This window comes from Shewanella sp. 30m-14 (genome assembly GCF_052977125.1).
The window spans coordinates 42,402-65,589 of the sequence record NZ_JBRILW010000024.1 but is presented as its reverse complement, the minus strand read 5'-3'; the positions used below and the strand labels follow the sequence as shown (position 1 = coordinate 65,589).

At 42.7% G+C, this 23,188-nt stretch carries 25 protein-coding genes; 4 read left to right on the top strand and 21 right to left on the bottom strand.

All coding sequences use genetic code 11. The annotated features are described in order from the left end of the window. Positions 1–56: 56 nt before the first annotated feature. From ACVBIU_RS16510 to mioC, 15 genes are all read right to left on the bottom strand, one after another. Entirely contained in the window at positions 57–431 is a 375-nt protein-coding gene (locus ACVBIU_RS16510; protein WP_447161617.1) for a DsrE/DsrF/TusD sulfur relay family protein, read from the bottom strand. 592 nt (positions 432–1,023) lie between these two features. Next, positions 1,024–1,452 carry a F0F1 ATP synthase subunit epsilon gene (locus ACVBIU_RS16505; protein ID WP_447161618.1) on the bottom strand — a complete coding sequence of 143 codons (429 nt, stop codon included), beginning with the start codon at positions 1,450–1,452 and terminating at the stop codon, positions 1,024–1,026. A gap of 31 nt (positions 1,453–1,483) precedes the next feature. Beyond that, a complete protein-coding gene (gene atpD / locus ACVBIU_RS16500; protein ID WP_447161619.1) occupies positions 1,484–2,860 on the bottom strand; it encodes a F0F1 ATP synthase subunit beta in 1,377 nt (458 codons plus the stop codon). A 35-nt stretch (positions 2,861–2,895) separates the two neighbouring features. Beyond that, entirely contained in the window at positions 2,896–3,756 is an 861-nt protein-coding gene (gene atpG, locus ACVBIU_RS16495) for a F0F1 ATP synthase subunit gamma (protein ID WP_447161620.1), read from the bottom strand. 48 nt (positions 3,757–3,804) lie between these two features. Next, positions 3,805–5,346 carry a F0F1 ATP synthase subunit alpha gene (atpA, locus tag ACVBIU_RS16490; RefSeq protein WP_220764212.1) on the bottom strand — a complete coding sequence of 514 codons (1,542 nt, stop codon included), beginning with the start codon at positions 5,344–5,346 and terminating at the stop codon, positions 3,805–3,807. 14 nt (positions 5,347–5,360) lie between these two features. Continuing rightward, entirely contained in the window at positions 5,361–5,894 is a 534-nt protein-coding gene (gene atpH, locus ACVBIU_RS16485; RefSeq protein WP_447161621.1) for a F0F1 ATP synthase subunit delta, read from the bottom strand. A gap of 16 nt (positions 5,895–5,910) precedes the next feature. Then, positions 5,911–6,381, bottom strand: coding sequence for a F0F1 ATP synthase subunit B (atpF, locus tag ACVBIU_RS16480; RefSeq protein WP_110458822.1), 471 nt, complete (start codon positions 6,379–6,381; stop codon positions 5,911–5,913). Between the two features lie 27 nt (positions 6,382–6,408). Continuing rightward, positions 6,409–6,666 (bottom strand): F0F1 ATP synthase subunit C, encoded by a 258-nt coding sequence (atpE, locus tag ACVBIU_RS16475; protein ID WP_012157432.1) that lies wholly within the window; start codon positions 6,664–6,666, stop codon positions 6,409–6,411. Positions 6,667–6,698: 32 nt separating this feature from the next. Further along, positions 6,699–7,529: a F0F1 ATP synthase subunit A gene (gene atpB / locus ACVBIU_RS16470; protein ID WP_447161623.1), complete on the bottom strand. Its 831-nt coding sequence runs from the start codon at positions 7,527–7,529 to the stop codon at positions 6,699–6,701. 12 nt (positions 7,530–7,541) lie between these two features. After that, positions 7,542–7,925 carry an ATP synthase subunit I gene (locus tag ACVBIU_RS16465; protein WP_447161624.1) on the bottom strand — a complete coding sequence of 128 codons (384 nt, stop codon included), beginning with the start codon at positions 7,923–7,925 and terminating at the stop codon, positions 7,542–7,544. A gap of 223 nt (positions 7,926–8,148) precedes the next feature. Continuing rightward, on the bottom strand, positions 8,149–9,039 hold the full coding sequence (locus ACVBIU_RS16460; protein WP_447161625.1) for a ParB/RepB/Spo0J family partition protein: 891 nt from the start codon (positions 9,037–9,039) through the stop codon (positions 8,149–8,151). A 9-nt stretch (positions 9,040–9,048) separates the two neighbouring features. After that, positions 9,049–9,837: a ParA family protein gene (locus ACVBIU_RS16455; RefSeq protein WP_447161626.1), complete on the bottom strand. Its 789-nt coding sequence runs from the start codon at positions 9,835–9,837 to the stop codon at positions 9,049–9,051. 229 nt (positions 9,838–10,066) lie between these two features. Then, a complete protein-coding gene (gene rsmG / locus ACVBIU_RS16450) occupies positions 10,067–10,690 on the bottom strand; it encodes a 16S rRNA (guanine(527)-N(7))-methyltransferase RsmG (RefSeq protein WP_447164295.1) in 624 nt (207 codons plus the stop codon). A gap of 119 nt (positions 10,691–10,809) precedes the next feature. Further along, a complete protein-coding gene (gene mnmG / locus ACVBIU_RS16445; RefSeq protein ID WP_447164294.1) occupies positions 10,810–12,699 on the bottom strand; it encodes a tRNA uridine-5-carboxymethylaminomethyl(34) synthesis enzyme MnmG in 1,890 nt (629 codons plus the stop codon). Between the two features lie 457 nt (positions 12,700–13,156). After that, positions 13,157–13,597, bottom strand: a complete 441-nt coding sequence (gene mioC, locus ACVBIU_RS16440; protein WP_447161629.1) for an FMN-binding protein MioC — start codon at positions 13,595–13,597, stop codon at positions 13,157–13,159. A 431-nt stretch (positions 13,598–14,028) separates the two neighbouring features. Between mioC and ACVBIU_RS16435 the strand changes: the two genes are divergently transcribed. From ACVBIU_RS16435 to ACVBIU_RS16425, 3 genes are all read left to right on the top strand, one after another. Then, the gene (locus ACVBIU_RS16435; RefSeq protein WP_447164293.1) at positions 14,029–15,000 is read left to right on the top strand and encodes a nucleoside hydrolase; all 972 of its coding nucleotides are present in this window, start codon (positions 14,029–14,031) and stop codon (positions 14,998–15,000) included. 270 nt (positions 15,001–15,270) lie between these two features. After that, entirely contained in the window at positions 15,271–16,200 is a 930-nt protein-coding gene (locus ACVBIU_RS16430; protein WP_447164292.1) for an SEC-C metal-binding domain-containing protein, read from the top strand. 38 nt (positions 16,201–16,238) lie between these two features. Then, the gene (locus ACVBIU_RS16425) at positions 16,239–16,532 is read left to right on the top strand and encodes a SemiSWEET transporter (RefSeq protein ID WP_447161632.1); all 294 of its coding nucleotides are present in this window, start codon (positions 16,239–16,241) and stop codon (positions 16,530–16,532) included. Between the two features lie 136 nt (positions 16,533–16,668). On the opposite strand, the gene ACVBIU_RS16420 is transcribed toward ACVBIU_RS16425, so the two are convergent. Further along, positions 16,669–17,313 carry a LysE family translocator gene (locus tag ACVBIU_RS16420; protein WP_447161633.1) on the bottom strand — a complete coding sequence of 215 codons (645 nt, stop codon included), beginning with the start codon at positions 17,311–17,313 and terminating at the stop codon, positions 16,669–16,671. 310 nt (positions 17,314–17,623) lie between these two features. Here ACVBIU_RS16420 and ACVBIU_RS16415 point away from each other — a divergent pair, with 310 nt between their 5' ends. Beyond that, positions 17,624–18,145, top strand: a complete 522-nt coding sequence (locus ACVBIU_RS16415; RefSeq protein WP_447161634.1) for a type II secretion system protein — start codon at positions 17,624–17,626, stop codon at positions 18,143–18,145. An 836-nt stretch (positions 18,146–18,981) separates the two neighbouring features. Here the strand turns inward: ACVBIU_RS16415 and mnmE are convergent. The 5 genes from mnmE to rpmH form a co-directional block, all read right to left on the bottom strand. Then, positions 18,982–20,343, bottom strand: a complete 1,362-nt coding sequence (mnmE, locus tag ACVBIU_RS16410; RefSeq protein WP_447161635.1) for a tRNA uridine-5-carboxymethylaminomethyl(34) synthesis GTPase MnmE — start codon at positions 20,341–20,343, stop codon at positions 18,982–18,984. Between the two features lie 118 nt (positions 20,344–20,461). Continuing rightward, on the bottom strand, positions 20,462–22,096 hold the full coding sequence (gene yidC, locus ACVBIU_RS16405) for a membrane protein insertase YidC (protein ID WP_447161636.1): 1,635 nt from the start codon (positions 22,094–22,096) through the stop codon (positions 20,462–20,464). 3 nt (positions 22,097–22,099) lie between these two features. Continuing rightward, on the bottom strand, positions 22,100–22,354 hold the full coding sequence (yidD, locus tag ACVBIU_RS16400; RefSeq protein WP_249000586.1) for a membrane protein insertion efficiency factor YidD: 255 nt from the start codon (positions 22,352–22,354) through the stop codon (positions 22,100–22,102). Then, positions 22,321–22,677 (bottom strand): ribonuclease P protein component, encoded by a 357-nt coding sequence (gene rnpA / locus ACVBIU_RS16395; protein WP_086020069.1) that lies wholly within the window; start codon positions 22,675–22,677, stop codon positions 22,321–22,323. The genes yidD and rnpA overlap by 34 nt, the downstream gene beginning before the upstream one ends. A 14-nt stretch (positions 22,678–22,691) precedes the next feature. Next, the gene (gene rpmH / locus ACVBIU_RS16390; RefSeq protein ID WP_011867659.1) at positions 22,692–22,829 is read right to left on the bottom strand and encodes a 50S ribosomal protein L34; all 138 of its coding nucleotides are present in this window, start codon (positions 22,827–22,829) and stop codon (positions 22,692–22,694) included. Positions 22,830–23,188: the final 359 nt, after the last annotated feature.

The following is a 23,188-nucleotide window of genomic DNA, read 5'->3' as shown; positions in this document are numbered from 1 at the left end:
TACGATTTTAAGCGATACCAGTATTAAAAGCGACTCGACTTGCTGCAGGATCTAGATTAAAAGCTAATGGTTTTATCTGCCACCAGTACCCATTGAGCAAGATCATCCATAGTCGCTTCCTCGCAACCTTCAATGACTTTCAGATCTGCCAGTCCACGAGCTTGCATGCAAGAACCGCAAAACTTAATTTGTGTTTTTTGTGCGGCAACAATCTCTAGCATCTGTTGAATGTTATAGCCTTCAGTAGGTTTCTGATTAGGTAGAACTGCAGTAACTGCATCAGACAGTAAAAATAGGCTTACTCGAACGGGTGAATAGTCTTGCTCGTTGAGCTGTATAGCCAATCGAAGGGCATTAAACAACTTTTCTGTACCATAGGGGGCATCATTAACAATTATCAGTACGTGCTGCATGGAAGAACTCTCAAGCATAAAATTAATCCATGAGGGTAACACTCAAATTAGCCAAGGGTTCTTACTTAGATCACGTTCTGACGTTATGCCGATTGCGGAAAAGAGTTCTTCAGACAGTTAAATATACCAGCCGCTAGGACGTGAGCTGGTCACGGCTAGAGCGTCACTACGTTCCTGCTAGATCCTATAAGAGCAGCATCGGCAGTCCTAAGGTGGCTAATACTAAAGCTGGTGGGCAAAACAACCTAGAGTAGATTGATGAGAAGGGTCACAGAAGCTCTCGCTAAACTTAGCTTTTATCTTTTCCGTGAGTGAGCTTGCGAACGTTCCGTTATCCGTCAGCGAAGCGTTTGCTTTTCCTATCATCTAGAACCCTCTTTTCCCATATTTTCCGTAAGTGACGCAGTCACGTTCCCTAGGCCGCAGGCCGTTCGTCTTTGTCTTTCCTAGCACCTAGGACCTTTCTTCGCTTTTCCTAGGGCCTGCTTTTAACCTTCATTTAGACACAAATACCAAAACTAACCATCCATGGGTTTTGGCATAAGTGTTCCAGACACAAAAAAGGCGCCCATCCGTTAAGAAGGGCGCCTTTTTTCTTCAAACAATAACCTTATCTGGCAATGTTCTTCTTGATGGTCTCGACAACACGCAACTGGGCAATAGCTTGAGCTAACTCAACTGCTGCCGCAGCATAGTTAAAGTCAGCACCAGCATCAGCCATATGAGCTTCTGCACGATGCTTGGCTTCTATAGCTGCCTGCTCATCAATCTCATCGGCACGCATAACGACGTCAGCCAATACTGAAATTGAAGAAGGTTGTACTTCCAGGATACCACCTGAAAGGTAAAACACCTCTTCGCTTCCATCTTGTTTGACGATGCGCGCCATGCCAGGTTTGATACTTGTCAACAGAGCTGCGTGACCAGGCATAATACCTAGTTCACCTTCTGTTCCTGATACTTGTAGCTGAGCTACTCGACCAGAAAAGATATGACTCTCTGCGCTTACCATATCAAGCTGTACTGTCATGGCTGCCATCCGTTCTCCTTAAACTAAGTCAAAGACTTAGTTATTTTTTGTTAGCTTTCTCAACAGCTTCGTCGATTGAACCAACCATGTAGAACGCTTGCTCTGGAAGGTGATCGAACTCACCCTCTAGAATGCCCTTGAAGCCACGGATTGTGTCTTTAAGAGAAACGTACTTACCTGGAGAACCGGTGAATACTTCTGCTACGAAGAAAGGCTGTGAAAGATATTTTTCAATCTTACGAGCACGGAATACAGTTGTCTTATCTTCATCAGATAATTCATCCATACCTAGGATCGCAATGATATCTTTCAGCTCTTTATAGCGCTGAAGTACGGTTTGAACACCGTTAGCAACATCATAATGCTCTTGGCCAACAACCTGTGGATCTAGCTGACGTGAAGTCGAATCCAATGGGTCAACCGCTGGGTAAATACCCAGTGAAGCAATGTTACGTGACAATACAACAGTCGCATCTAAGTGAGCGAAGGTTGTTGCTGGTGATGGATCCGTTAAGTCATCCGCAGGTACGTAAACGGCTTGAACAGAGGTAATAGACCCTGTCTTAGTCGATGTAATACGCTCCTGAAGTACACCCATCTCTTCAGCCAATGTTGGCTGGTAACCTACTGCTGATGGCATACGGCCTAGCAGTGCAGATACTTCAGTACCTGCCAAGGTGTAGCGATAGATGTTATCAACGAAGAAAAGAACATCTTTACCTTCGTCACGGAACTTCTCAGCCATTGTTAGACCAGTCAGTGCCACACGTAGACGGTTTCCTGGAGGCTCGTTCATCTGACCATATACCATGGCCACTTTATCTAGAACGCCAGAATCTTCCATCTCGTAGTAGAAATCGTTACCCTCACGAGTACGCTCACCTACACCGGCAAATACTGATAAACCAGAGTGTGCTTTAGCGATGTTGTTAATAAGTTCCATCATGTTGACGGTCTTACCAACACCAGCACCACCAAACAGACCTACTTTACCACCTTTAGCGAATGGACATACAAGGTCGATAACCTTGATACCCGTCTCTAAAAGCTCAGTAGTGCTTGATTGATCTTCATATGAAGGTGCTTCACGGTGGATCACATAACGATCTTCTTCACCGATAGGGCCCGCTTCATCAATAGGCTCGCCCAATACGTTCATGATACGGCCTAGAGTCGCAGACCCAACCGGAACTGAAATAGGTGAATCTGTGTTTGTCACCTCAAGACCACGACGCAGACCATCTGAAGAACCCATAGCGATGGTACGAACTACACCACCACCTAGTTGCTGCTGAACTTCCAGCACCAAGCCTTCACTTTTGATCTCTAGAGCGTCATATATCTGAGGTACGGCATCATGTGGAAACTCAACGTCCACAACCGCGCCAATTACTTGGACAACAGTACCTGTGCTCATGATTAATCCTCTAAAACTTGTATTCGTTACCTAGCCTAAACAGCAGCAGCACCAGAAACAATTTCCGACAATTCCTGCGTAATCGCAGCCTGACGGGCCTTGTTATAGACTAACTGCAAGTCACCGATAAGTTCACCAGCATTGTCAGTTGCAGCCTTCATAGCAACCATACGGGCCGCTTGCTCAGATGCAATATTTTCAACAACGCCTTGATAAACTTGAGATTCAACAAAACGAACTAGCAAAGTATCTAACAATAACTTTGGATCCGGCTCGTAGATATAATCCCACTGATGAGTAAACTCATCTTCTTCTGACTTAGGCAAAGGTAGCAGCTGCTCGATCACCGGCGTTTGCGTCATAGTATTTACAAACTTGTTGAATACTACGTACAAACGGTCCAGCTTGCCTTCGTTGTATGCTTCTAGCATCACACGTACTGTTCCGATCAGGTCAGCTAGCTTTGGAGCATCGCCTAAACCTGAAGCAGAAGCAGAAACAGATCCGCCAAAGCTATTGAAGAATTGCGCACTACGTGCACCAATTGTACAGAATTCAACTTCTGCACCAGCTTCACGCTGCTTCTTCACGTCTGCGACAACCTTCTTGAAAAGGTTGACGTTCAGACCACCACAAAGACCACGGTCGGTTGACACAACAATGTAACCAACACGCTTAGCTTCTCGCACTTCCAAATAAGGATGCTTATATTCGAGAGAACCTTGCGCCACGTGACCGATCACCTTACGCATATTTTCTGCATATGGACGACTAGCAGCCATGCGATCTTGTGCTCTACGCATTTTGCTCGCGGCAACCATTTCCATTGCAGACGTGATCTTCTGAGTGTTTTGAACACTCGCGATCTTGGTTTTAATCTCTTTAGCGTTGGCCATCTTTACTCTCCAATTCTGGACCTGAGGTGCCAGAGGCACCTCTAAATTTTACCAGGTTTGGGTTTCTACGAACTTGTCCAAGCTAGCCTTCAGCTCACCTTCGATATCAGCGTTATAATCGCCAGTATCGTTGATGGTCTTCATTAGGTCAGCATGTTCACTGTTCATGAAAGAGAGCAGAGACGCTTCGAAGTTACCAACTTTGTTCAGCTCAACGCTCTTCAAGTAACCTTTTTCAGCTGCGAAAATAGACACAGACTGATCAGCGATACTCATTGGAGCATATTGCTTTTGCTTCATAAGTTCGGTAACACGCTCACCATGCTCAAGCTGAGCACGAGTTGCATCATCTAAGTCAGATGCAAACTGTGAGAACGCTGCAAGCTCTCGATACTGTGCAAGAGCGGTACGAATACCACCAGACAGTTTCTTGATGATCTTAGTCTGCGCCGCACCACCAACACGAGAAACTGAGATACCTGGGTTAACCGCTGGACGTAGGCCAGAGTTAAATAGGTCTGTTTCAAGGAAGATCTGACCATCGGTAATCGAAATTACGTTAGTCGGTACGAATGCAGAAACGTCACCCGCTTGAGTTTCAATAATTGGTAGAGCAGTCAAAGAACCAGTTTGGCCTTTAACTTCACCTTTAGTGAACTTCTCAACATACTCGGCGTTAACACGTGAAGCACGTTCCAACAGACGAGAGTGAAGATAGAATACATCACCTGGGTATGCTTCACGTCCTGGAGGACGCTTAAGAAGCAATGAAATTTGACGGTAAGCAACTGCTTGCTTAGACAAATCATCATATACGATTAGTGAGTCTTCACCGCGGTCGCGGAAGTATTCACCCATTGTACAACCAGAGTATGGAGCCAAATATTGCAGTGCAGCAGCTTCAGAAGCTGTAGCAACAACAACAATGGTGTTCGCCAAAGCGCCGTGCTCTTCTAGCTTGCGTACCACGTTAGCGATTGTAGAAGCCTTTTGGCCTACCGCTACGTATACACACTTAATGCCAGAATCTTTTTGGTTGATAATCGCGTCGATCGCAAGAGCGGTTTTACCGATCTGACGGTCACCAATGATCAATTCACGTTGTCCACGACCGATTGGGATCATAGAGTCAACGGCTTTGTAACCAGTTTGCACTGGCTGATCAACTGATTTACGCTCAATTACACCAGGTGCAATTACTTCAACAGGAGAGAAACCATCGCTATCGATAGGTCCTTTACCGTCAATTGGTTCACCTAGAGTGTTGACTACGCGACCTAATAGACCACGGCCAACAGGTACTTCCAAAATACGGCCTGTTGTTTTAACTTTGTCGCCTTCTGCCAACGTGGCATAAGGGCCCATTACTACGGCACCGACAGAATCACGTTCTAAGTTCAACGCGATTGCAAAACGGTTACCAGGCAGCTCGATCATTTCACCCTGCATAACATCGGCTAGGCCGTGGATGCGGATGATGCCGTCACTTACTGCAACGATAGTACCTTCGTTGCGAGCTTCACTAACGACTTCGAACTGCTCGATCCGCTGTTTAATCAGATCGCTGATTTCAGTGGAATTCAGTTGCATGCTCAAACTCCCAATTACGATTGCAGTGCATCAGACAGACGCGAAATTTTTCCGCGGACCGAGCCATCAATGACTAAGTCTCCTGCCGTGATAATTACACCAGCAATAAGGCTGGTATCTATGCTGCAATTTAGCTTAACTTTGCGTGCTAGACGCTTCTCTAAAGAAGCGCTCAGCGCTTGTAGTTGCTCTGAGGTTAGCTCAGTAGCTGAAACAATTTCTGCTTCAACTTCTTTCGCGTACTCACGTTGCATCTCAACATATTGTTGAGCAACAGCTGGTAGCACAACTAAACGACCGTTTTCAGCCATTACCTTTAACAGGTTCTGAACTTGCTCGTTGATTTGCTCACCACAAACTCCAATAAAGAGTTCGGCAAGCTTACCGCTGGCAATAGAGCCAGACAGTAAAGGCTGCATAGTTTCGTTTTCACTCACTAATGCGGCAAAGCTTAGCATTTCAGCCCAACTCTCTACTGCTTTGTGTTCAAGAGCTAATTCAAAAGCTGCCTTTGCGTAAGGACGAGCGATGGTGGTTATTTCAGCCATAACTCAAGCTCCTTATTTAAAGTTCAGCAACAAGTTTATTAACTATGTCACTGTGTGCGGCTTCATCAATCGAACGTTCAAGAATTTTTTCTGCGCCAGCAATTGCTAGTACAGCTACTTGCTTACGCAAGTCTTCTTTTACGCGATTACGTTCGTTTTCAATTTCAGCGTGTCCCTGAGCAATAATTTTCGCTCGCTCAGTATCAGCTTCAACTTTTGCTTCATCAACGATTTGAGCTTTGCGCTTATTAGCTTGCTCAATGATTTCGTTTGCTGTTGCTTTTGCGTCTTTTAGCTGCTCTGTTGCTTTAACCTGAGCCAACTCTAAATCTTTTGCAGCACGTCCTGCATCAGCTAGACCATCAGCAATTTTCTTCTGGCGTTCTTCGATAGCGTTCATCAATGGCGGCCATACAAACTTCATGCAAAACCACACAAAGAGTAGAAAAGAAATCGCTTGGCCTAGCAGGGTAGCGTTAATACTCATAACGACAACTCCTTCTAAGGGGGACGATTAGCCTGCTAATTGACCTAAGAACGGGTTAGCGAATACGAAGAATAATGCAACACCAACTGCAATCATTGAGATCGCATCAAGTAGACCAGCTACAATGAACATTTTAGTTTGAAGTGCAGGGGCAAGTTCTGGCTGACGAGCAGAAGCTTCTAGGAATTTACCACCTAGAATAGCAAAGCCAATACCAGTACCTAGCGCTGCTAAGCCGATCATAATTGCAACAGCTATTGCTGTAAAGCTAATTACAGTTTCCATTTTATCTCCGATAAGTATTTAATTTTAATAAATTAATGGTCTTCATGTGCCATGCTTAGATATACAATCGTAAGCATCATGAAGATAAACGCCTGCAGCACAATTACCAAAATATGGAAAATGGCCCAAGGCACTGATAATGCAAACTGTGCCCACCAAGGCATCAGCGCTATCAGAATAAAGATCAACTCACCTGCATACAGGTTACCAAACAGACGAAGCGATAATGAAATCGGCTTCGCAATCAGGGTAACTGTTTCCAAAACAAAGTTAATTGGAATCAGAGCCCAGTGATTGAAAGGCTGCATAGTCAGTTCTTTAGTGAACCCACCAAACCCTTTAACCTTGATACTGTAAAAAACAATTAACGCGAACACACTTAAAGCTAAGCCCAAAGTTACGTTCAAGTCAGTTGTAGGTACAATCTTTAGGTAAGGAACGCCTAATAATCTGTTTGCGGCCTCAGGTACAAAGTCAACAGGGATCAAGTCCATTAAGTTCATCAGGAAAACCCAGACGAAAATAGTAAGACCTAATGGTGCAATAACCGCGTTCCGCCCATGAAATGAGTCTTTAACGATTTTATCAACACCTTCCACGCACATTTCAACAAAACATTGAAGCTTGCCTGGAACACCAATTGTTGCCTTTTGTCCTACTTTGTAGAAAACCCACAAAAATAGAACCCCTAGACCTACTGAAAACAAAAGTGAGTCAATGTGCCAAGTCCAAAATCCCGCATCTTGACATGCATGGTTAAAAGCAATTCCACTATCCGTAGAACACATTTTCGCATTAGTCAGGTGATGCTGGATATAGTCGGAAGCCGTTATAGTTAACGTATCATCCCCAGTTGTCGCCATGATTAATCTCACTTAATTTTGTTTGAAGTATAAAGGGGCTGTCCAAGGTACGACTAACACTAATAAATAACTGACGAATAACGGCATAAATGACGATTTCATCAAGCCAAATGCAAGCGAAAATAACACAATGGTTAACAGCAACTTTACCGCTTCCCCCAGGAAAAAAGACCGTACGACCTTTCCTGATGCTTGTGCTCCCGCATGGGAGAAAGCTAGGGTTGCGAACACAAAATTAGGGAGTACTGCAATAGCACCACCTGCCAAAGCAGATGCGCCATACGGCCCCCCCCACATAGCAAAAAAGAAAACTGAAACACATCCAGCCATCGCTGCCTGTAGCAAAACTATTTTATAGGCTGACCACCGGCCACGACGCGCTAAAACCTTGCTCAATTTACCTTCTCCGCATTATAACTTCTTGTTTCGATGACCGGATTACAAATATCCGTATAAACCCGAGGTACAAAAAGCTTGCGAAAGTATACCGTTTCAGACATTCAAAGCAAGTTTAAGTAGTAGAAAAAGGAGACTTTTAGCGTGATCTACGCCAAAAGTCTAAAAGTGTAAGATTAACGAATGTCACAAAATTACATAATATCGTGTTAACTTCGTTTTTTTAGCGGATTTTGCTGATAATACCCTCTAATTCAGCCAGATCTTGATAGTTAATTACCATTTTACCTTTCCCTTTCTTGTTATGGGTAAGAGTGACCTTAGCGCCTAACCTTTCAATTAGTTGGGTCTCTAAACGGACTACATCGTGATCTTTAGCTGGTTTTTCAGCGATTTCAGTTTGATTTAAGGTTTTATTCACTAATCGTTCAGTTTCACGAACGGTTAATTCTTTCGCGACGACTAATCGAGCTAGATTTGTTTGCTCATCACCACCGATGGCAAGCAATGCACGACCGTGGCCCATATCGATATCGCCGTACTCAAGCATACGCTTTACAGGCTCGTTTAAACCATTAAGACGCAATAGGTTCGATACCGTTGCACGAGACTTACCAACTGCATCGGCAATTTGTTGGTGGGTCAGATCAAACTCTTCAATGAGGCGATTTAATGCAATGGCTTCTTCCATCGCATTTAGGTCTTCACGCTGAATGTTCTCAATCAAAGCAATAGCAACAGCAGCCTCATCAGCCACCTGCTTTACAATACAAGGAATTTTCGTCAGTCCTGCAAGCTGAGATGCACGCCAGCGACGCTCACCGGCAATAATTTCATAGCTTTCAGGCGAGATTTTACGCACAACGATTGGCTGAATAATACCTTGAGCCCGAATAGACTCTGCAAGCTCTTCTAATGCCTCTGATGACATATCTTTACGCGGTTGATACTTACCAGGTTGTAACCTATCAATATCTAACGTAATTAAATCGTCGTTTTTAATATTTTGTTCAACTTCAGTCGCAGTAATAGGTTCTGCGCGCTTACTTGCTGCTTGGCTTGTGCTTAGTAATGCATCAAGGCCTTTACCCAAGCCTCTTTTTTTCAGTGTCATTTTTTATCCTTAAACTTGCTCAGCCTGGGTGAGTTGCTCTGCTCGACGAATAATTTCGCCAGCGAGAGCTAGGTAAGCTTTAGCCCCTGCGCTCGATTTATCATAATACATCGCTGGAGCGCCAAAACTTGGTGCCTCAGCCAAACGAACATTCCTTGGGATCACTGTACGATAAACTTTGTCACCGAAGTGCTGTTTTAACTGATCGGAAACATCATTAGAAAGTCGGTTACGGGGATCGTACATAGTACGCAAGATCCCTTCTATATGCAGACCCGAGTTAACCATAGCACCAAGTTTACTAATGGTATCCATTAGTGCCGTTAGGCCTTCCAGCGCGTAATATTCGCATTGCATAGGGACTAAAACAGAATCGGCTGCTGACATGGCATTAACCGTTAACATGTTTAGTGAAGGCGGGCAGTCAATAAAAATGAAGTCATAATCATCTTTGATAGGGGCAAGAGCATTACGTAAACGAACCTCACGGGCATAGAACTCCATGAGCTTAATTTCCGCAGCAGTAACGTCACCATTACCAGCAATGAGATCATATTTACCGTTAGTATCTCGGCAAACAACATCTGCAAAGGGTTTTTCTTCAACCAATAACTCATAAGCGGTGTTTTCGACAGTATATTTATCGATGCCACTCCCCATGGTCGCATTACCTTGAGGATCGAGATCGATCAACAAAACACGACGTTTAGTCGCCGCAAGAGAGGCCGCTAAATTTACACAAGTTGTTGTTTTTCCGACGCCACCTTTCTGGTTGGCCACGGCAATCACTTTACCCACAATATCACCCTGTAAGTCACTTTTATTAGATTCCAGTGTGTTGTTTAACCCTGGAAATTAGCGCACTAATCTAATGGTTATTAGTAACAAATTGCTTGAAGCGCCGAAAGATTGCAACTCTTCTGTTCGCATTATCTGCAACTACTGGCTTCACCTAGTCCATTTCTATAGCGACTTAGATAAAATAAGCTAACGGTCATCAAAAGGTGACAACCGCATTAAAAATTAATCAGCCTTGCTTGATGACACGCAATAAATGACGCTGTTCATCCAGTTTTGGCACTTTAAGTTCAAAGACATCGGTTACCACAAACCCAGCTGGCAATTGTGACATTTCTTCTTCACTCAATTGCCCCTTAAGCGCATAGAAACAACCATCCGCTTTGGGTAAATGGTGGCACCAGTGCAGCATATCTTGGATTGAAGCGAACGCACGGCTTAATACGCCATCAAATAGCTCTTCAGGTTGGTAAGCCTCAACACGGCTTTCTATTGAAGAGATATTATTGATACCTAACTCAAACTGTACCTGTTTTTGGAAACGGATCCGCTTACCCAAGCTATCGAGTAAGACAAATTCTTTATCTGGGTTTAAGATCGCGAGCGGGATCCCTGGTAAACCTGGACCTGTGCCGACGTCAATAAAACGCGATCCCTTAAGGTGAGGCGATACCACTAAACTATCCATGATATGACGGATTAACATCTGCTCTGGGTCACGTACAGATGTCAGGTTAAATGCCTTATTCCACTTGTTAAGCATGCCGACAAAGTCTACAAGCTGCTTCTTTTGCTGCTCAGTAGCAGTCAGGCCAACTTCGGCCATATAATCATTTAATTGGGCAGATAACACAGTTTGTGTCCTCAAAATAAAGCGAATCAAAAATCAATCAGTATTATGAATCGCAGAAAAGATGAAAGGAAGCCTCAAAGCTTCCCTTTATCATCCAAAACGACCGAATATGTGGAGAATTAAGCGCTTTTACGTAATAGACCACGTTTTTTCAGATGAACCAATAGGATTGAGATTGCCGCAGGGGTCATTCCAGAGATCCGTGAAGCTTGGCCAATCGTTTCAGGCTTGTGCTCATTCATCTTAGCAATCACCTCATTCGACAAACCCGGTACTTCTTGGTAATCCAAATCTAGCGGTAGCAGGGTGGTTTCATGACGAATAGCTTTATCGATTTCACCTTGCTGACGTTGGATATAACCTGAATACTTTACCTGGATCTGCACTTGCTCTGCAGCGCGTTGATCTTCGAGTCCTGGACCGAAACCATCGATAGACATCAACTTTGAATAATCCATTTCTGGACGACGCAGCAGATCTTCAAACGTTGCTTCACGAGTGATGGGTGTATTCAAATTCGGGTTAAGCGCTTCAACTAGCGGTGAGTTTGGATGGATCCACTGACCACGTAAACGCTGTAGTTCAGTTTCGATCGATTCCATTTTCTCACTAAACAATGCCCATCGCTTATCGTCAACCAAGCCTAGCTCACGGCCTTTTTCGGTTAATCGTAAGTCAGCATTATCTTCACGAAGCAGCAAACGGTATTCAGCACGACTGGTAAACATACGGTACGGTTCTTTGGTACCTAATGTCGACAAGTCGTCTACCAAAACACCTAGGTAGGCTTGATCTCGTCGTGGCGCCCAAGATTCTTTACCTTGAACCTGTAGCGATGCATTCATGCCCGCTAACAAGCCTTGTGCCCCAGCTTCTTCATAACCGGTAGTACCATTAATTTGTCCCGCAAAGAACAAACCACTAATGGTTTTAGTTTCTAATGAGTTTTTAAGATCGCGAGGATCAAAATAATCATATTCAATCGCATAACCAGGACGCATGATCTGTGCGTTTTCCATACCTTTGATTGAACGTACTAAGTTCAACTGCACGTCAAAAGGCAAACTGGTAGAAATACCGTTTGGATAGATCTCGGTGGTATTTAATCCCTCTGGTTCAATAAAGATCTGATGCGATGTTTTGTCTGCAAAGCGATTGATCTTATCTTCGATAGAAGGGCAATAGCGTGGACCAATACCTTCGATAATCCCTGAGTACATTGGGCTTCTGTCTAAACCACCACGAATAATATCGTGAGTGCGCTCATTGGTATGAGTGATATGACAAGAAACCTGCTCAGGATGATCATTTACATCGCCGATAAATGACATCACAGGCAATGGATCATCGCCTTTTTGCTCTGTCATTAGAGAAAAATCTATGGTGTTAGCGTCAATGCGTGGCGGGGTACCCGTTTTTAAACGTCCCACACGAATTGGTAATTCTCTTAACCTATTGGCTAACGCAATTGCAGGTGGATCACCTGCTCGGCCGCCGCTGTAATTTTCAAGACCAATATGGATTTTACCACCTAGGAATGTACCAGCAGTAAGAACGACTGCAGGTGCTTCAAAGGCTAAACCCATTTGAGTGACGGCACCAATGACTTTGCCATTTTCGACTACAAGATCGTCTACCGCTTGCTGGAAAATACGTAAGTTTGGTTGGTGCTGTAAAATTTCTTGGATCTTGTGTCGGTAAAGTGCTCTGTCTGCTTGTGCACGAGTTGCACGAACAGCTGGCCCTTTACTCGAGTTCAATGTTCGAAATTGAATACCTGCAAAATCGGTAGCAACGGCCATTGCTCCACCTAACGCATCAATTTCTTTGACTAAGTGTCCTTTACCTATGCCGCCGATAGCAGGGTTACAGGACATCTGTCCTAAAGTATCTATGTTATGGGTCAGTAAAAGTGTTTTGGAGCCCATTCTTGCAGAAGCTAACGCCGCTTCTGTACCAGCATGACCACCACCAACAACGATTACATCAAACCGTTCATGAAATTGCATTCGACAGCCTTCGATTTGTAAAAGGATAAATTGTTTCTGAGCGGATCATTTTAGCATTTGCTTCGCTTAAGGTGAACGATCTATTTTGCTTGTTTTGATCAAGGTGGATCGCCTTAATAGATCTTAAGATCTTTATATAGATCTCTTATTATGTTTACTATTAGGATCGCACTTTTCGGTGGATAACTCTAATTCCTCTTTAGATTTAGTAGTTTACAGCAAAACGATCCTGTGATCTGATCGCGATCTAACTGGCTTAAGCTTGGGGATAGATCGCCTACTTATCCACAAGGTGGATCATTGAGCAGATTGGGTGTGAATTAATACAGACGTTGATCAGATCAAAATAATAGCTTATCCACATATTTATTAAATAAAAGAGTTATATGTGGATAAGTCAGATCTAATCTGTGCGTTACTAAAAAGATAACCCGTAAAGCTGAGATGAAAGTCGATCTTAAAGTTGATCTTGCCAGCCGCTAACCCATGATAATGCTGGATCTTCTGGGATTGGATCGTATTGCACATCGATCTGGATCTTATCCACATAGACTTGTGCACCGCATAGGTTAAGCTGATCGACTAATTTTTCTGGGCCCTGACAAAAAGTATCGTAGCTAGAATCGCCGATGGCACATAAGGCGAATTTTATTGCGCTAAGATCGGGCTTTTTGGCTTGGATCTCGTCGAAAAATGGCACTATATTGTCGGGCAGATCACCCGCTCCATGAGTTGAAGAAACAATTAACCAGAGTGAATCCTGGCTAAGATCGCTCAAATTTGGTGTTAAATGCACGATAGTTTCATGGCCTAAATCGCCTAATTGATCGGATATTTCATCCGCTACATATTCAGCGCTGCCTAGTGTGGTGCCGACTAAAATGTCTACTTTTGCCATTATTTGTCCTAATTGTTACTGTCGAAAGAGCGCTAAGTTTGCCAATACCCTTGTTTTATTAAGAGCAATATTAAGGGCAAATTATAGATTATTGGCGCTTATTATTTGCGTGCATCATAAGTTAAATTCAATTTTGAATCTTGTAGCTTGGCGTGATTTACGCTGAATTGAGCCAGTTAAATGGCAATTTTTTGGTCCAATAAAGCCCAAAGCAGCCATTAGAAACGCGAGTTAAAGCTGAAGATAAGCCAATTATTAGGTTTATTCGGTATAAAAATAGAACTGTGATGATGATTGAATCCAAAAATATAGCCTGTTGCTGTTGTTATGTTGTTGCTCTAGCGCTTAGATCACGTTTGTTAAAAGCGGATAAAGGTATCTTGATCGGCTACCTAGGTTAATAAAATTATAATTATTAGGATCTGAATAAAATGATAAATAAAATAATTCTCGATACTGATCCGGGGATTGATGATGCAATGGCTATCTTGTTTGCTGAAGCTCACCCAGCTATTGAACTTATGGCCATTACCACTGTTTATGGTAATGCCACTATTGAGAATGGAACTAATAATGCGCTGTTTTTAAAAAGAAAGTATGGTTTTAAGGCTGATGTAGCACAAGGGGCAAGTCAACCCATCGTGCGCGATCCGGTTGGGCCAACTGTTGTTGTGCATGGTGAAACAGGCTTTGGTGATGTGCATGCCCCAAAAGAGTTGGGTGTGACTGCCGATCCTCGTCCTGCCTACCAATACATTATTGATAGCGTTAAAGCGGAACCTGGTGAAATAACCTTAGTTGCGGTTGGGCCATTAACTAACTTGGCGTTAGCACTCGATGCGGCGCCTGAGATCGCAGGCTTAGTAAAAGAAGTTGTCGTGATGGGGGGCGCCTTCGGTGAGAATAATCATCGTGGCAATGTTACTCCTTATGCTGAAGCAAATATCCATGATGATCCGCATGCGGCTGATATCGTCTTTACCGCACCTTGGCCAGTCGTTGTTATCGGTTTAGATGTAACAGAGGAAAGCTTCTTTACTAAGGAATTTCTTGATCAACTTAGAGATGACGCCGCTGAAGTGGGTCAGTTTATTTGGGATATTAGTCGTTATTATCTTAAGTTTTACTCTGAAAAAGTCGGTTTAGAAGGTTGTCATGTACATGATCCATCAGCCATTGCTTATGTTATTAATCCTTCTTTATTTACCTTAAGAAAAGGACCTATTCGCGTTGTGACCGATGGGCCGGCAGAAGGGCTGACAATCCAGAAGTTTGATGGACGTGTCTATCCACATGATGATTGGGAGCTAAAACCTGTCCAGCAAGTCGGGGTAGCCGTAAAGGATGAGGCATTACTGCAGCTTTATCGTGAAACCATTATTGAATATGGTCATAGAAGCTAATTGAAGTTGCTATTAATGCTTGATGAGTTTCATATTATCGGTAATGCGCAAATAACCTAACTAAGCGGGAAACTCCCCGCTTTTTTATTACCCATTTCTGCTTATATCTATTGATATTTCATCGCGACATTCAATATTTCGCTCAGTCTCGACGACTGTTCGATAGTTACCTTGTATTCAAGATAATCGTTACCACTGTATTGAGTGGGGCTTTAGCTTTCTTTTTGAGTGTTCTAGAATGCTAAATCACTTATGAACCTTGAATGTAATATGAAGTTAGATGAGATAGTAACGACGCTAAGTCGTGGCGACTTAACAGAGCTCCCGGTTGACGCTATACAAGCCGCTAGGCTGCAGTGGCCAGAATTACTGCCCGTTATTGATGAGTTAATGCAGGCATTTATTGCTAAAGAAGCATTGACTGATCCAGAGGCTAACCTGTTGTTCTTCGGTATTTGTCTTATTATCGATCGTAAGCAATTTAGCTGTTTTGATTCTCTGATCAATTTAACCAATAAAGACGACTGTAATAGTCCTTTAGATGCACTACTGGGTGACTTTATTGGTTCTGAGCTTTCTACTGCTTATTATATCTTGGCTCAAGGGAAACCTGAGCAACTTTGCCTTCTGGTTAACTCTGAATGCGCTGGAGAAATAGTTAAAATGGCTGCTTTAGGGGCACTATTTTCACAGCTTAATAGTGGCCAAATCGATAAAGAGACACTTAATCAAAGTATTCCTGACTTTATCGATAACCTTGTTGCCTATGAACATTCTATAGCCCTGTTTGAGCTGACTAATTTATTGATTTCTAATCAGTTCAATCAATATCATACCCAAATGGTAGAGTTAGTCGTACGTAAAGTGATAGATGAAGGGGTCCTTGAAAATCAATGTATTATTGATTGGGACAACAACAGTATTGGCTACTCTGAATGGGAAAGTGGCCTGATAAGTGGTGAATTCGATATTATTGACTCGCTGAGTCAGTGGGCTGGTTTCAATAATGAATCAGAGATGAGTGATGAAGCTTTAATGGCGGTATTCAATGATCTTATGAATTCGCCGAATGAATTTGACGAAAGCTACTTTGAGAATATTGCTCCTCAGCAACCATTCATCAAAGATACTTTAGCTGGCCGCAATGATCCTTGCCCTTGCGGCAGTGGAAAAAAATATAAAAAGTGTTGTTTGAATTAAATATTGGCGCGATATAACAACAATAAAGAGGTGATAGTATGTCAATCATTGAACGAGTAGGCAAAGCACTAGAGCCTTTAATGTTAGCCATGGGACTGATTAGCCCACTTGCCACTTTGCCGCAATTGTACAAGCTTTTTTTCTCTCACAGTGAGCATGCCGCAGGTTTGTCACTTATTACTTGGGTGCTTTATGCCTTTATCGCATTGTTGTGGACGACATATGGTTTATATCATAAAAATCCAACAATTTGGGTGGGTAATAGCCTTGGTTTTATTATGTATATGGGAATGGTGGTTGGGATTATTATCCTAACGGGAGGCACGTTTTAATTTATATCTGCTTTTCGCTAAATATGGCGTTTTTTCTTTGCCAAAAAGCTGAAGATAGCTTCAAATGTTGACCGAATGCATCATGTACATAAAAAGCGGGATATACCCGCTTTTTTTGATCTCAATTTTGCTTATATCAACTGATATTTTGTACTTGAGAAGCCAGTAACCAAATGGCTAAAACAAAGAAGATCACACCCATAAACTTATTTTGATAAGTTCGGAACTTCTCATTCTTGAGTAATGGCTTGCCTACGCTACCAACTAAGGCCACCAGTAGTAGATTAAAGGCCAATCCCATCACGTTAAGCAGTAACCCAAGTGCTAGCATTTGTTCGCCTGAACTGGCAGTTAATTGAGTTGAAACGAATTGAGGCAAAAATAAAACGAAAAATATTAATGCTTTAGGGTTGAGTAGATTACTGACGACTGCACGGCGATATAAGAGCTTGGCAAGATTGTTCTGCTGCTCAATTTCAGGTGCCTGTGCAGCAGAGCTACGCATACAATCCCACCCCATTTTTAATAGATAGGCTGCACCTAGCACTCGCAGCACTTCGAGTGCCATTGGATTCATCGCTATTACTGCCGACACCCCCATAGCGGCCAATAACGTTAAGACAAGTCCTGATGTTGCATTACCAAAGCTCGCGTAAACCCCTACTTTTTTACCGTAGCTAAGGCTAGAACTCGCTATCAATAGCATATCTGGACCTGGGATGAGTAGGAGGGCGACAACGGTTGTTAAATATAGTGGTAGTAAAGCCAAATCGATCATCATAAATGCGCTGTATAAAAGTAAGCAATCAAAACAAGGCGCGGATTCTACAGTGATCGTATTGGAATGAAAGTGATACAGCTTGTAAAAGCGCTCACTAGCTTGGCAGACTTTGTTTACGCATGAGTTATAGGGGGGAGTTATAGGTTGGTGTAATAAGCGATATTGTGTTTTATTTAGCTTTATAGGGCACAATTATGCGCTGTGCTTGTGAAAAGGGGATCTTTAATAAGAGTGAGCAGTATTTATTTCAAATTGTTTGTTAATTCAATATAATACTGTTCTCTTCTTGTTAATTAAAACGATGAACTTCATGCAGAAAAGTGGCTTTACACTAATAGAGTTAGTAGTGGTTATTGTTATTCTAGGTTTACTCGCTGTGACAGCTGCTCCTCGTTTTATTGATCTTCAATCTGATGCCAGGATTTCATCTTTAAAAGGTTTAAAAGCTGAAATGCACGGTGTTATGAATGTGCTTTACTCTAAATCAGTGTTGCAGGGGTTACAGAATAAGCCGCCAGAAGATAAGGATGATGCTACCGATGATGAAAATGTCATTATCATCGATGGCCAAAAAATACATTTAGCCTACGGTTACCCTGCTGCTGACTCCAAGAAAGCCTGGAGTATATTAATTATGGCGACTTTTACTGATTCTGTTTTCAATGCTGATGAGTACGGGGATTGGTATTTTCATAATAACGGCGGCGATAATTCCATTCGCTTTATGACCCAATCAAAAAAGTATAGTGGTGATAGTTGCTACCTAAAATATACAGAGGCCACAAGTCCCACTACCCCGCCTGTTTTTGAAATCGTTGATTCTGGTTGCTAATCAATTAGTTAGTAAAATCATTTGGTTTGAATCTGGATTTTAATATTACTTTAAATAAGTAAAGACTTAAGCTGCATAAGGTTTCACGTGGAACTATTCGCAAATAGTAAAAGATGAGACCGCTCTGCGGTAGTGTATCGCTTCTGAGGCAAGGTCATTAATTGTTCCTCTGTTCTACCTCATACCTCATTATAGTCGTGTATTCATGACATTCGACCTCCATGGTCTTAAGTATTCCTATTCCATACGCCTTAAAGACATTTCCCATATATCCCTGTGGAGGACATATTTTACGTATGTCAGGTAAATACAAGACAATGCTGATCTCAACAAGTTAAGCGTATAGTTGAGCCTAGCTTTATAGAGGGGATTTTGCGCATTTTAAAATTGGCGGAGTGTCAAAATAGGAGTTTAGATCAGCTATCTTATCAATCGGCCATACTTGCTGATTTTTGTCTGTGATAACTTTTAAATTGAGTGCAATTCCTAGCGCGATCATAGGCTGCTTTTTCTGAGTATAACTTATCTAAGAAGATCAAATAATTCCAAAAATCAATATATTATGATCTTAGGTTTAATTATATAAAACCCATCTAAATCATTAACTTAAAAAGATGCCTAACTGTTGATTTAGATCTATCCACAGATCAATACAGCTTGTTGATATCTCTGTTGATACTTATCTCAGCTTTGATGATCTCGATCATTGTTTTTCTGCTTTTGATCATAATGGATCTTATCTGCAACATGATCGCTATTTAGATAAACAAAAAGCCACAGTAGTTAAGGCTACTGTGGCTTTATATTTTGTGGAATTATTCTTAATTCGAACTGTTTTACTTACCGATACAGAATGAACTAAAGATTTTGCCGAGCAGATCATCTGAGGTAAATTTACCCGTTATCTCAGATAGTGCCATTTGACACATGCGTAGCTCTTCGGCGAGTAGCTCACCTGCTTGATAGACCTCTAATTGCTCTTTACCCAGTAGTAGATGGCTACTTGCCAAGTCGAGTGCTTCTAAATGACGTCGACGAGCGATAAAGCCACCCTCAAGGTTACTTTGGTAACCCATCAATGATTTTAGGTGTTGCTTTAGATCGTCAACCCCTAGGCCTGTTTTAGCTGATATCCGGTAAACGCTGTGGCCTGACTCGTGAGTTACCGCAAGATCTTCGCCGGTAAGATCGGCTTTGTTACGCACAACAGTTACGCCTAAATTACTTGGTAGGCGATCGATAAAGTCTGGCCAGATTTCGTGCGGGTCAACTGCGGGGGTTGTGGTGCCATCTACCATAAACAAAACGCGATCGGCTGTTTTTATCTCATCCCACGCACGTTCAATACCAATTTTTTCAACGGTATCGACAGTATCACGTAGGCCTGCAGTGTCGATAATATGCAGTGGCATACCATCTAAATGGATATGTTCACGTAATACATCGCGTGTGGTGCCAGCAATTTCGGTCACAATCGCTGACTCTTTTCCTGCAAGTGCATTCAATAGGCTTGATTTACCTGCATTAGGTCGGCCAGCTATCACTACTTTCATACCTTCACGTATGATAGAGCCTTGTTTTGCGCTGGCTTGAACACCATCAAGCTTGCCAATAATGCCATTTAAAGATGCGGCAATTTTACCATCTGATAGGAAGTCTACCTCTTCATCGGGGAAATCAATTGCAGCCTCGACGTATAGGCGTAGGTTGGTGACCTTTTCTACTAGATCATGTACCTGAGTAGAGAATTCACCCTGAAGTGAGTTTAGAGCGCTTTTAGCGGCTTGTTCGCTAGTGGCATCAATTAAGTCGGCAATGGCTTCGGCTTGAGTGAGGTCAAGCTTGTCGTTCATAAAGGCTTGTTCGCTGAATTCACCGGGTTTGGCAATTCGCAGCCCGTCAACTTCCATCACTCGTTTAATCAGCATATCGAGAACGATTTGGCCGCCATGGCCTTGAAGCTCTAGTACATCTTCACCGGTAAAGGAGTTTGGACCTTTAAAGAATAGCGCAATACCTTGGTCGATAACTTCGCCGCTATCATCTTTAAAATCACAGTAGTCTGCGTAACGGGTTTTAGGGATATGTCCTAAAACGGCCATAGCAACATTACTCGCTAAGTCGCCAGATACGCGAATAATACCTACGCCACCACGCCCTGGAGCGGTCGCTTGTGCCACGATAGTATCTGTTGTCATTACTGTGTTTCCTAATCTGATTTTCAGAGTGAAGTTAAAAAATATTGTTTCTACATAGATAGCAAAAAAGCGGTCAATACTCAGTATTAGACCGCTTTTTGTTAGTCGGAGCTAAAGGTTATTTTAACCCTTTCTTCTCCAGACCAGCATAGATAATTTTCTGCTGGGTAATCGCTACTAAGTTACCTACCAACCAGTATAGAACCAGACCAGCTGGGAACCATAGGAAGAATACGGTAAAGATTACTGGCATCCACTGCATCATCTTAACTTGCATTGGGTCCATAGTCGGTGCCATTGGCTGCATCTTCTGCATAATGAACATCGAGATACCCATTAGGATTGGTAACACGTAGTAAGGATCTTGTACTGACAAGTCAGTAATCCATAGCATGAATGGCGCGTGACGCAATTCAACACTTTCTAGTAGTACCCAGTATAGTGCGATGAAGATAGGCATCTGTAACAAGATTGGTAGACAGCCACCCATAGGGTTCACTTTCTCTTTCTTGTACAGTTCCATCATAGCTTGACCCATCTTCTGACGGTCATCACCAAAACGCTCTTTCAGTTCAGCAAGCTTAGGCTGTAGATTACGCATTTTCGCCATAGAGGTGTATTGCGCTTTCGTTAGCGGGTACAGCAAACCACGAACTGTTAGGGTAATTAAGATGATAGCAAAACCCCAGTTACCAACGATTGAATGGAAGAACATCAATAGTTTGTAGATAGGTACAGCTAACCACCATAGGAAGCCATAGTCGACAACTAGGTTTAGTGATGGAGAAAGTGCTGATAGTGATTTTTGATCTTTAGGACCAACATAGAACTCAGCTGTAATGGTTTGTTCAGCGCCAGGTGCGATATCATGTAGCTCACCACGGAAACCAATATTAGCAAGGCCATTTCGTACACTAGAGAAGATAATATTCTTCTCAGTAGCAGGTGGTACCCATGCAGATACGAAGTAATGCTGCAGCATTGCAACCCAGCCACCTAGTGTAGAATCATCTAGGTTTTTATCAGCCATGTCGTCGAAGCTGTACTTTTCATAGCGAATGTCAGCAGTTGAGAATGCTGCGCCACGATAAGTAGGCATCATCATGCTGCTTTCGCTCTCCTTGATGCTGTGCTTAATCTGTCCATACATTTGAACTTGAAGCTGTGCATCTGAAGTGTTGTTAATTTTGTAATCAACAGCGATGTTGTACTTACCGCGAGTGAAGATAAATAATTTGGTATAAGTTACGCCTTTGTCACTAACATAAGTCAGTGGCACGCTAAGAGTATCTTGGCCATCAGCCAACTTGTACTCACGTGAAGCGCTATCAAAGTGAGCTCGACCTTTTACACTGCTGTCGATACCGTCACGACCAATAAGGCCACTTTGAGCGATATAATAGATATCGTTTGTTTGCTCTAGAAGAACGAATGGCTCGTCGCCGTTTTCCTCAAGGTTATGAGCAAGTAGGGCTGAGTAAACAATATCACCACCAATAGGATCAATTTTGATTTCTAGTTGGTCAGTAAATACGGTGATCAGTTCTTTAGATGCTGTTATCGCTTCAGGTACGGCTGAATCGGCATCAGGCACATCTGAACTATGGGCGTCAGCAACTGTAGAAGCTGGAATTGAAGACTGTGTTTGAGCTGCTGCCACCGGTTGAGGTGCTTTATCTGCTTGCCACTGTTGCCACAGTAGGAAGCTGACAAACAGCAAACCGATCAGCAATATATTGCGTTGAGATTCCATAACCTATTTATCGCACCTATGTTTTTTGTTAGGGACGGGGTCTTCTCCGCCCGGATGTAAAGGGTGACATCTTAATATGCGTTTCGCTGCGAACCAACACCCTTTCACTACTCCATGCAATCGAATTGCTTCGATTGCATAATGTGAACACGTTGGATTGAACCTACAACGAGGCCCCAGCATGGGGCTTATGAGTAGTTGGTAACCACGAATAATCGTAGTTGCTAGCCATTGTAACGGCGAGAGAGTTTTCGCCATAGCTTTTCTACTAAGTTTTTGAGTTCTGCGTTTTCCATATCAAGCACGCCATTTCTGACAAGCACAACGATATCCACAGCGGGTAGATCATGCTGGTGTAAACGAAAATTATCTCTAATTATGCGTTTAATACGGTTACGTTGGTTTGCTTTTTTGACATAACGCTTGGCAACAGTTAGTCCTAAACGAGGGTGTTGTTCAGAATTAGGAATTGCAAGTAAGGTTATTTCAGCGGAGGACGCTTTGATAGGTTTGGTAAATACAGATTTAAATTGCGCGGGAGTTAACAAACGTAACTCCCGCGTAAAGGTATAGCTAGTCACTTGCATTTCTACGGTTACGCAGAAAGACGAGCGCGACCTTTAGCACGGCGACGTGCGATGACCTTACGGCCACCTACAGTAGCCATACGAGCGCGGAAGCCGTGAGAACGCTTGCGCTTCAGGTTGCTAGGTTGAAAAGTACGTTTACTCATTATGGCAATCCGTCTTTGTTAGGTTAATAAACCTTAAACTCCAAAAAAGAGCTAAGGGCAAAAAAGAGGCCGAATTGTAATCACTTTAGTTATGCACGTCAACCATGAATGAGTGCAAGTGATTAAATATTGCCATCTCTGAATATATTCCGAAGCTTTAGAGCCACTAGAATATGTGGATAACTCTGTGAGTTACCACTACATCTTGTGGTTTCATAGATCTAAAAGCTGATCGAAAGCTTTCTATTATAGATCGATCTGGATCGCTTTATAAAGCTGGATTTGCAGCAGGAGCAATATTTTTTGATCGCAAGGGATCTTTTAAGATCGTGATCTTAATGATTAGTTGATCTATCTGG

What these genes read in the sequence shown, in the direction of transcription:
- atpH (WP_447161621.1), bottom strand. Translation starts at nt 5,894, where the DNA reads ATGGCTGAAATAACCACCATCGCTCGTCCTTACGCAAAGGCAGCTTTT.
- atpA (WP_220764212.1), bottom strand. Translation starts at nt 5,346, where the DNA reads ATGCAACTGAATTCCACTGAAATCAGCGATCTGATTAAACAGCGGATC.
- ACVBIU_RS16415 (WP_447161634.1), top strand. Translation starts at nt 17,624, where the DNA reads ATGCAGAAAAGTGGCTTTACACTAATAGAGTTAGTAGTGGTTATTGTT.
- mioC (WP_447161629.1), bottom strand. Translation starts at nt 13,597, where the DNA reads ATGGCAAAAGTAGACATTTTAGTCGGCACCACACTAGGCAGCGCTGAA.
- ACVBIU_RS16510 (WP_447161617.1), bottom strand. Translation starts at nt 431, where the DNA reads ATGCTTGAGAGTTCTTCCATGCAGCACGTACTGATAATTGTTAATGAT.
- atpD (WP_447161619.1), bottom strand. Translation starts at nt 2,860, where the DNA reads ATGAGCACAGGTACTGTTGTCCAAGTAATTGGCGCGGTTGTGGACGTT.
- yidD (WP_249000586.1), bottom strand. Translation starts at nt 22,354, where the DNA reads ATGGCGAAAACTCTCTCGCCGTTACAATGGCTAGCAACTACGATTATT.
- mnmE (WP_447161635.1), bottom strand. Translation starts at nt 20,343, where the DNA reads ATGACAACAGATACTATCGTGGCACAAGCGACCGCTCCAGGGCGTGGT.
- ACVBIU_RS16430 (WP_447164292.1), top strand. Translation starts at nt 15,271, where the DNA reads ATGAAGTTAGATGAGATAGTAACGACGCTAAGTCGTGGCGACTTAACA.
- atpG (WP_447161620.1), bottom strand. Translation starts at nt 3,756, where the DNA reads ATGGCCAACGCTAAAGAGATTAAAACCAAGATCGCGAGTGTTCAAAAC.
- ACVBIU_RS16435 (WP_447164293.1), top strand. Translation starts at nt 14,029, where the DNA reads ATGATAAATAAAATAATTCTCGATACTGATCCGGGGATTGATGATGCA.
- atpB (WP_447161623.1), bottom strand. Translation starts at nt 7,529, where the DNA reads ATGGCGACAACTGGGGATGATACGTTAACTATAACGGCTTCCGACTAT.
- rpmH (WP_011867659.1), bottom strand. Translation starts at nt 22,829, where the DNA reads ATGAGTAAACGTACTTTTCAACCTAGCAACCTGAAGCGCAAGCGTTCT.
- yidC (WP_447161636.1), bottom strand. Translation starts at nt 22,096, where the DNA reads ATGGAATCTCAACGCAATATATTGCTGATCGGTTTGCTGTTTGTCAGC.
- ACVBIU_RS16505 (WP_447161618.1), bottom strand. Translation starts at nt 1,452, where the DNA reads ATGGCAGCCATGACAGTACAGCTTGATATGGTAAGCGCAGAGAGTCAT.
- atpF (WP_110458822.1), bottom strand. Translation starts at nt 6,381, where the DNA reads ATGAGTATTAACGCTACCCTGCTAGGCCAAGCGATTTCTTTTCTACTC.
- ACVBIU_RS16425 (WP_447161632.1), top strand. Translation starts at nt 16,239, where the DNA reads ATGTCAATCATTGAACGAGTAGGCAAAGCACTAGAGCCTTTAATGTTA.
- atpE (WP_012157432.1), bottom strand. Translation starts at nt 6,666, where the DNA reads ATGGAAACTGTAATTAGCTTTACAGCAATAGCTGTTGCAATTATGATC.
- mnmG (WP_447164294.1), bottom strand. Translation starts at nt 12,699, where the DNA reads ATGCAATTTCATGAACGGTTTGATGTAATCGTTGTTGGTGGTGGTCAT.
- ACVBIU_RS16420 (WP_447161633.1), bottom strand. Translation starts at nt 17,313, where the DNA reads ATGATGATCGATTTGGCTTTACTACCACTATATTTAACAACCGTTGTC.
- ACVBIU_RS16460 (WP_447161625.1), bottom strand. Translation starts at nt 9,039, where the DNA reads ATGACACTGAAAAAAAGAGGCTTGGGTAAAGGCCTTGATGCATTACTA.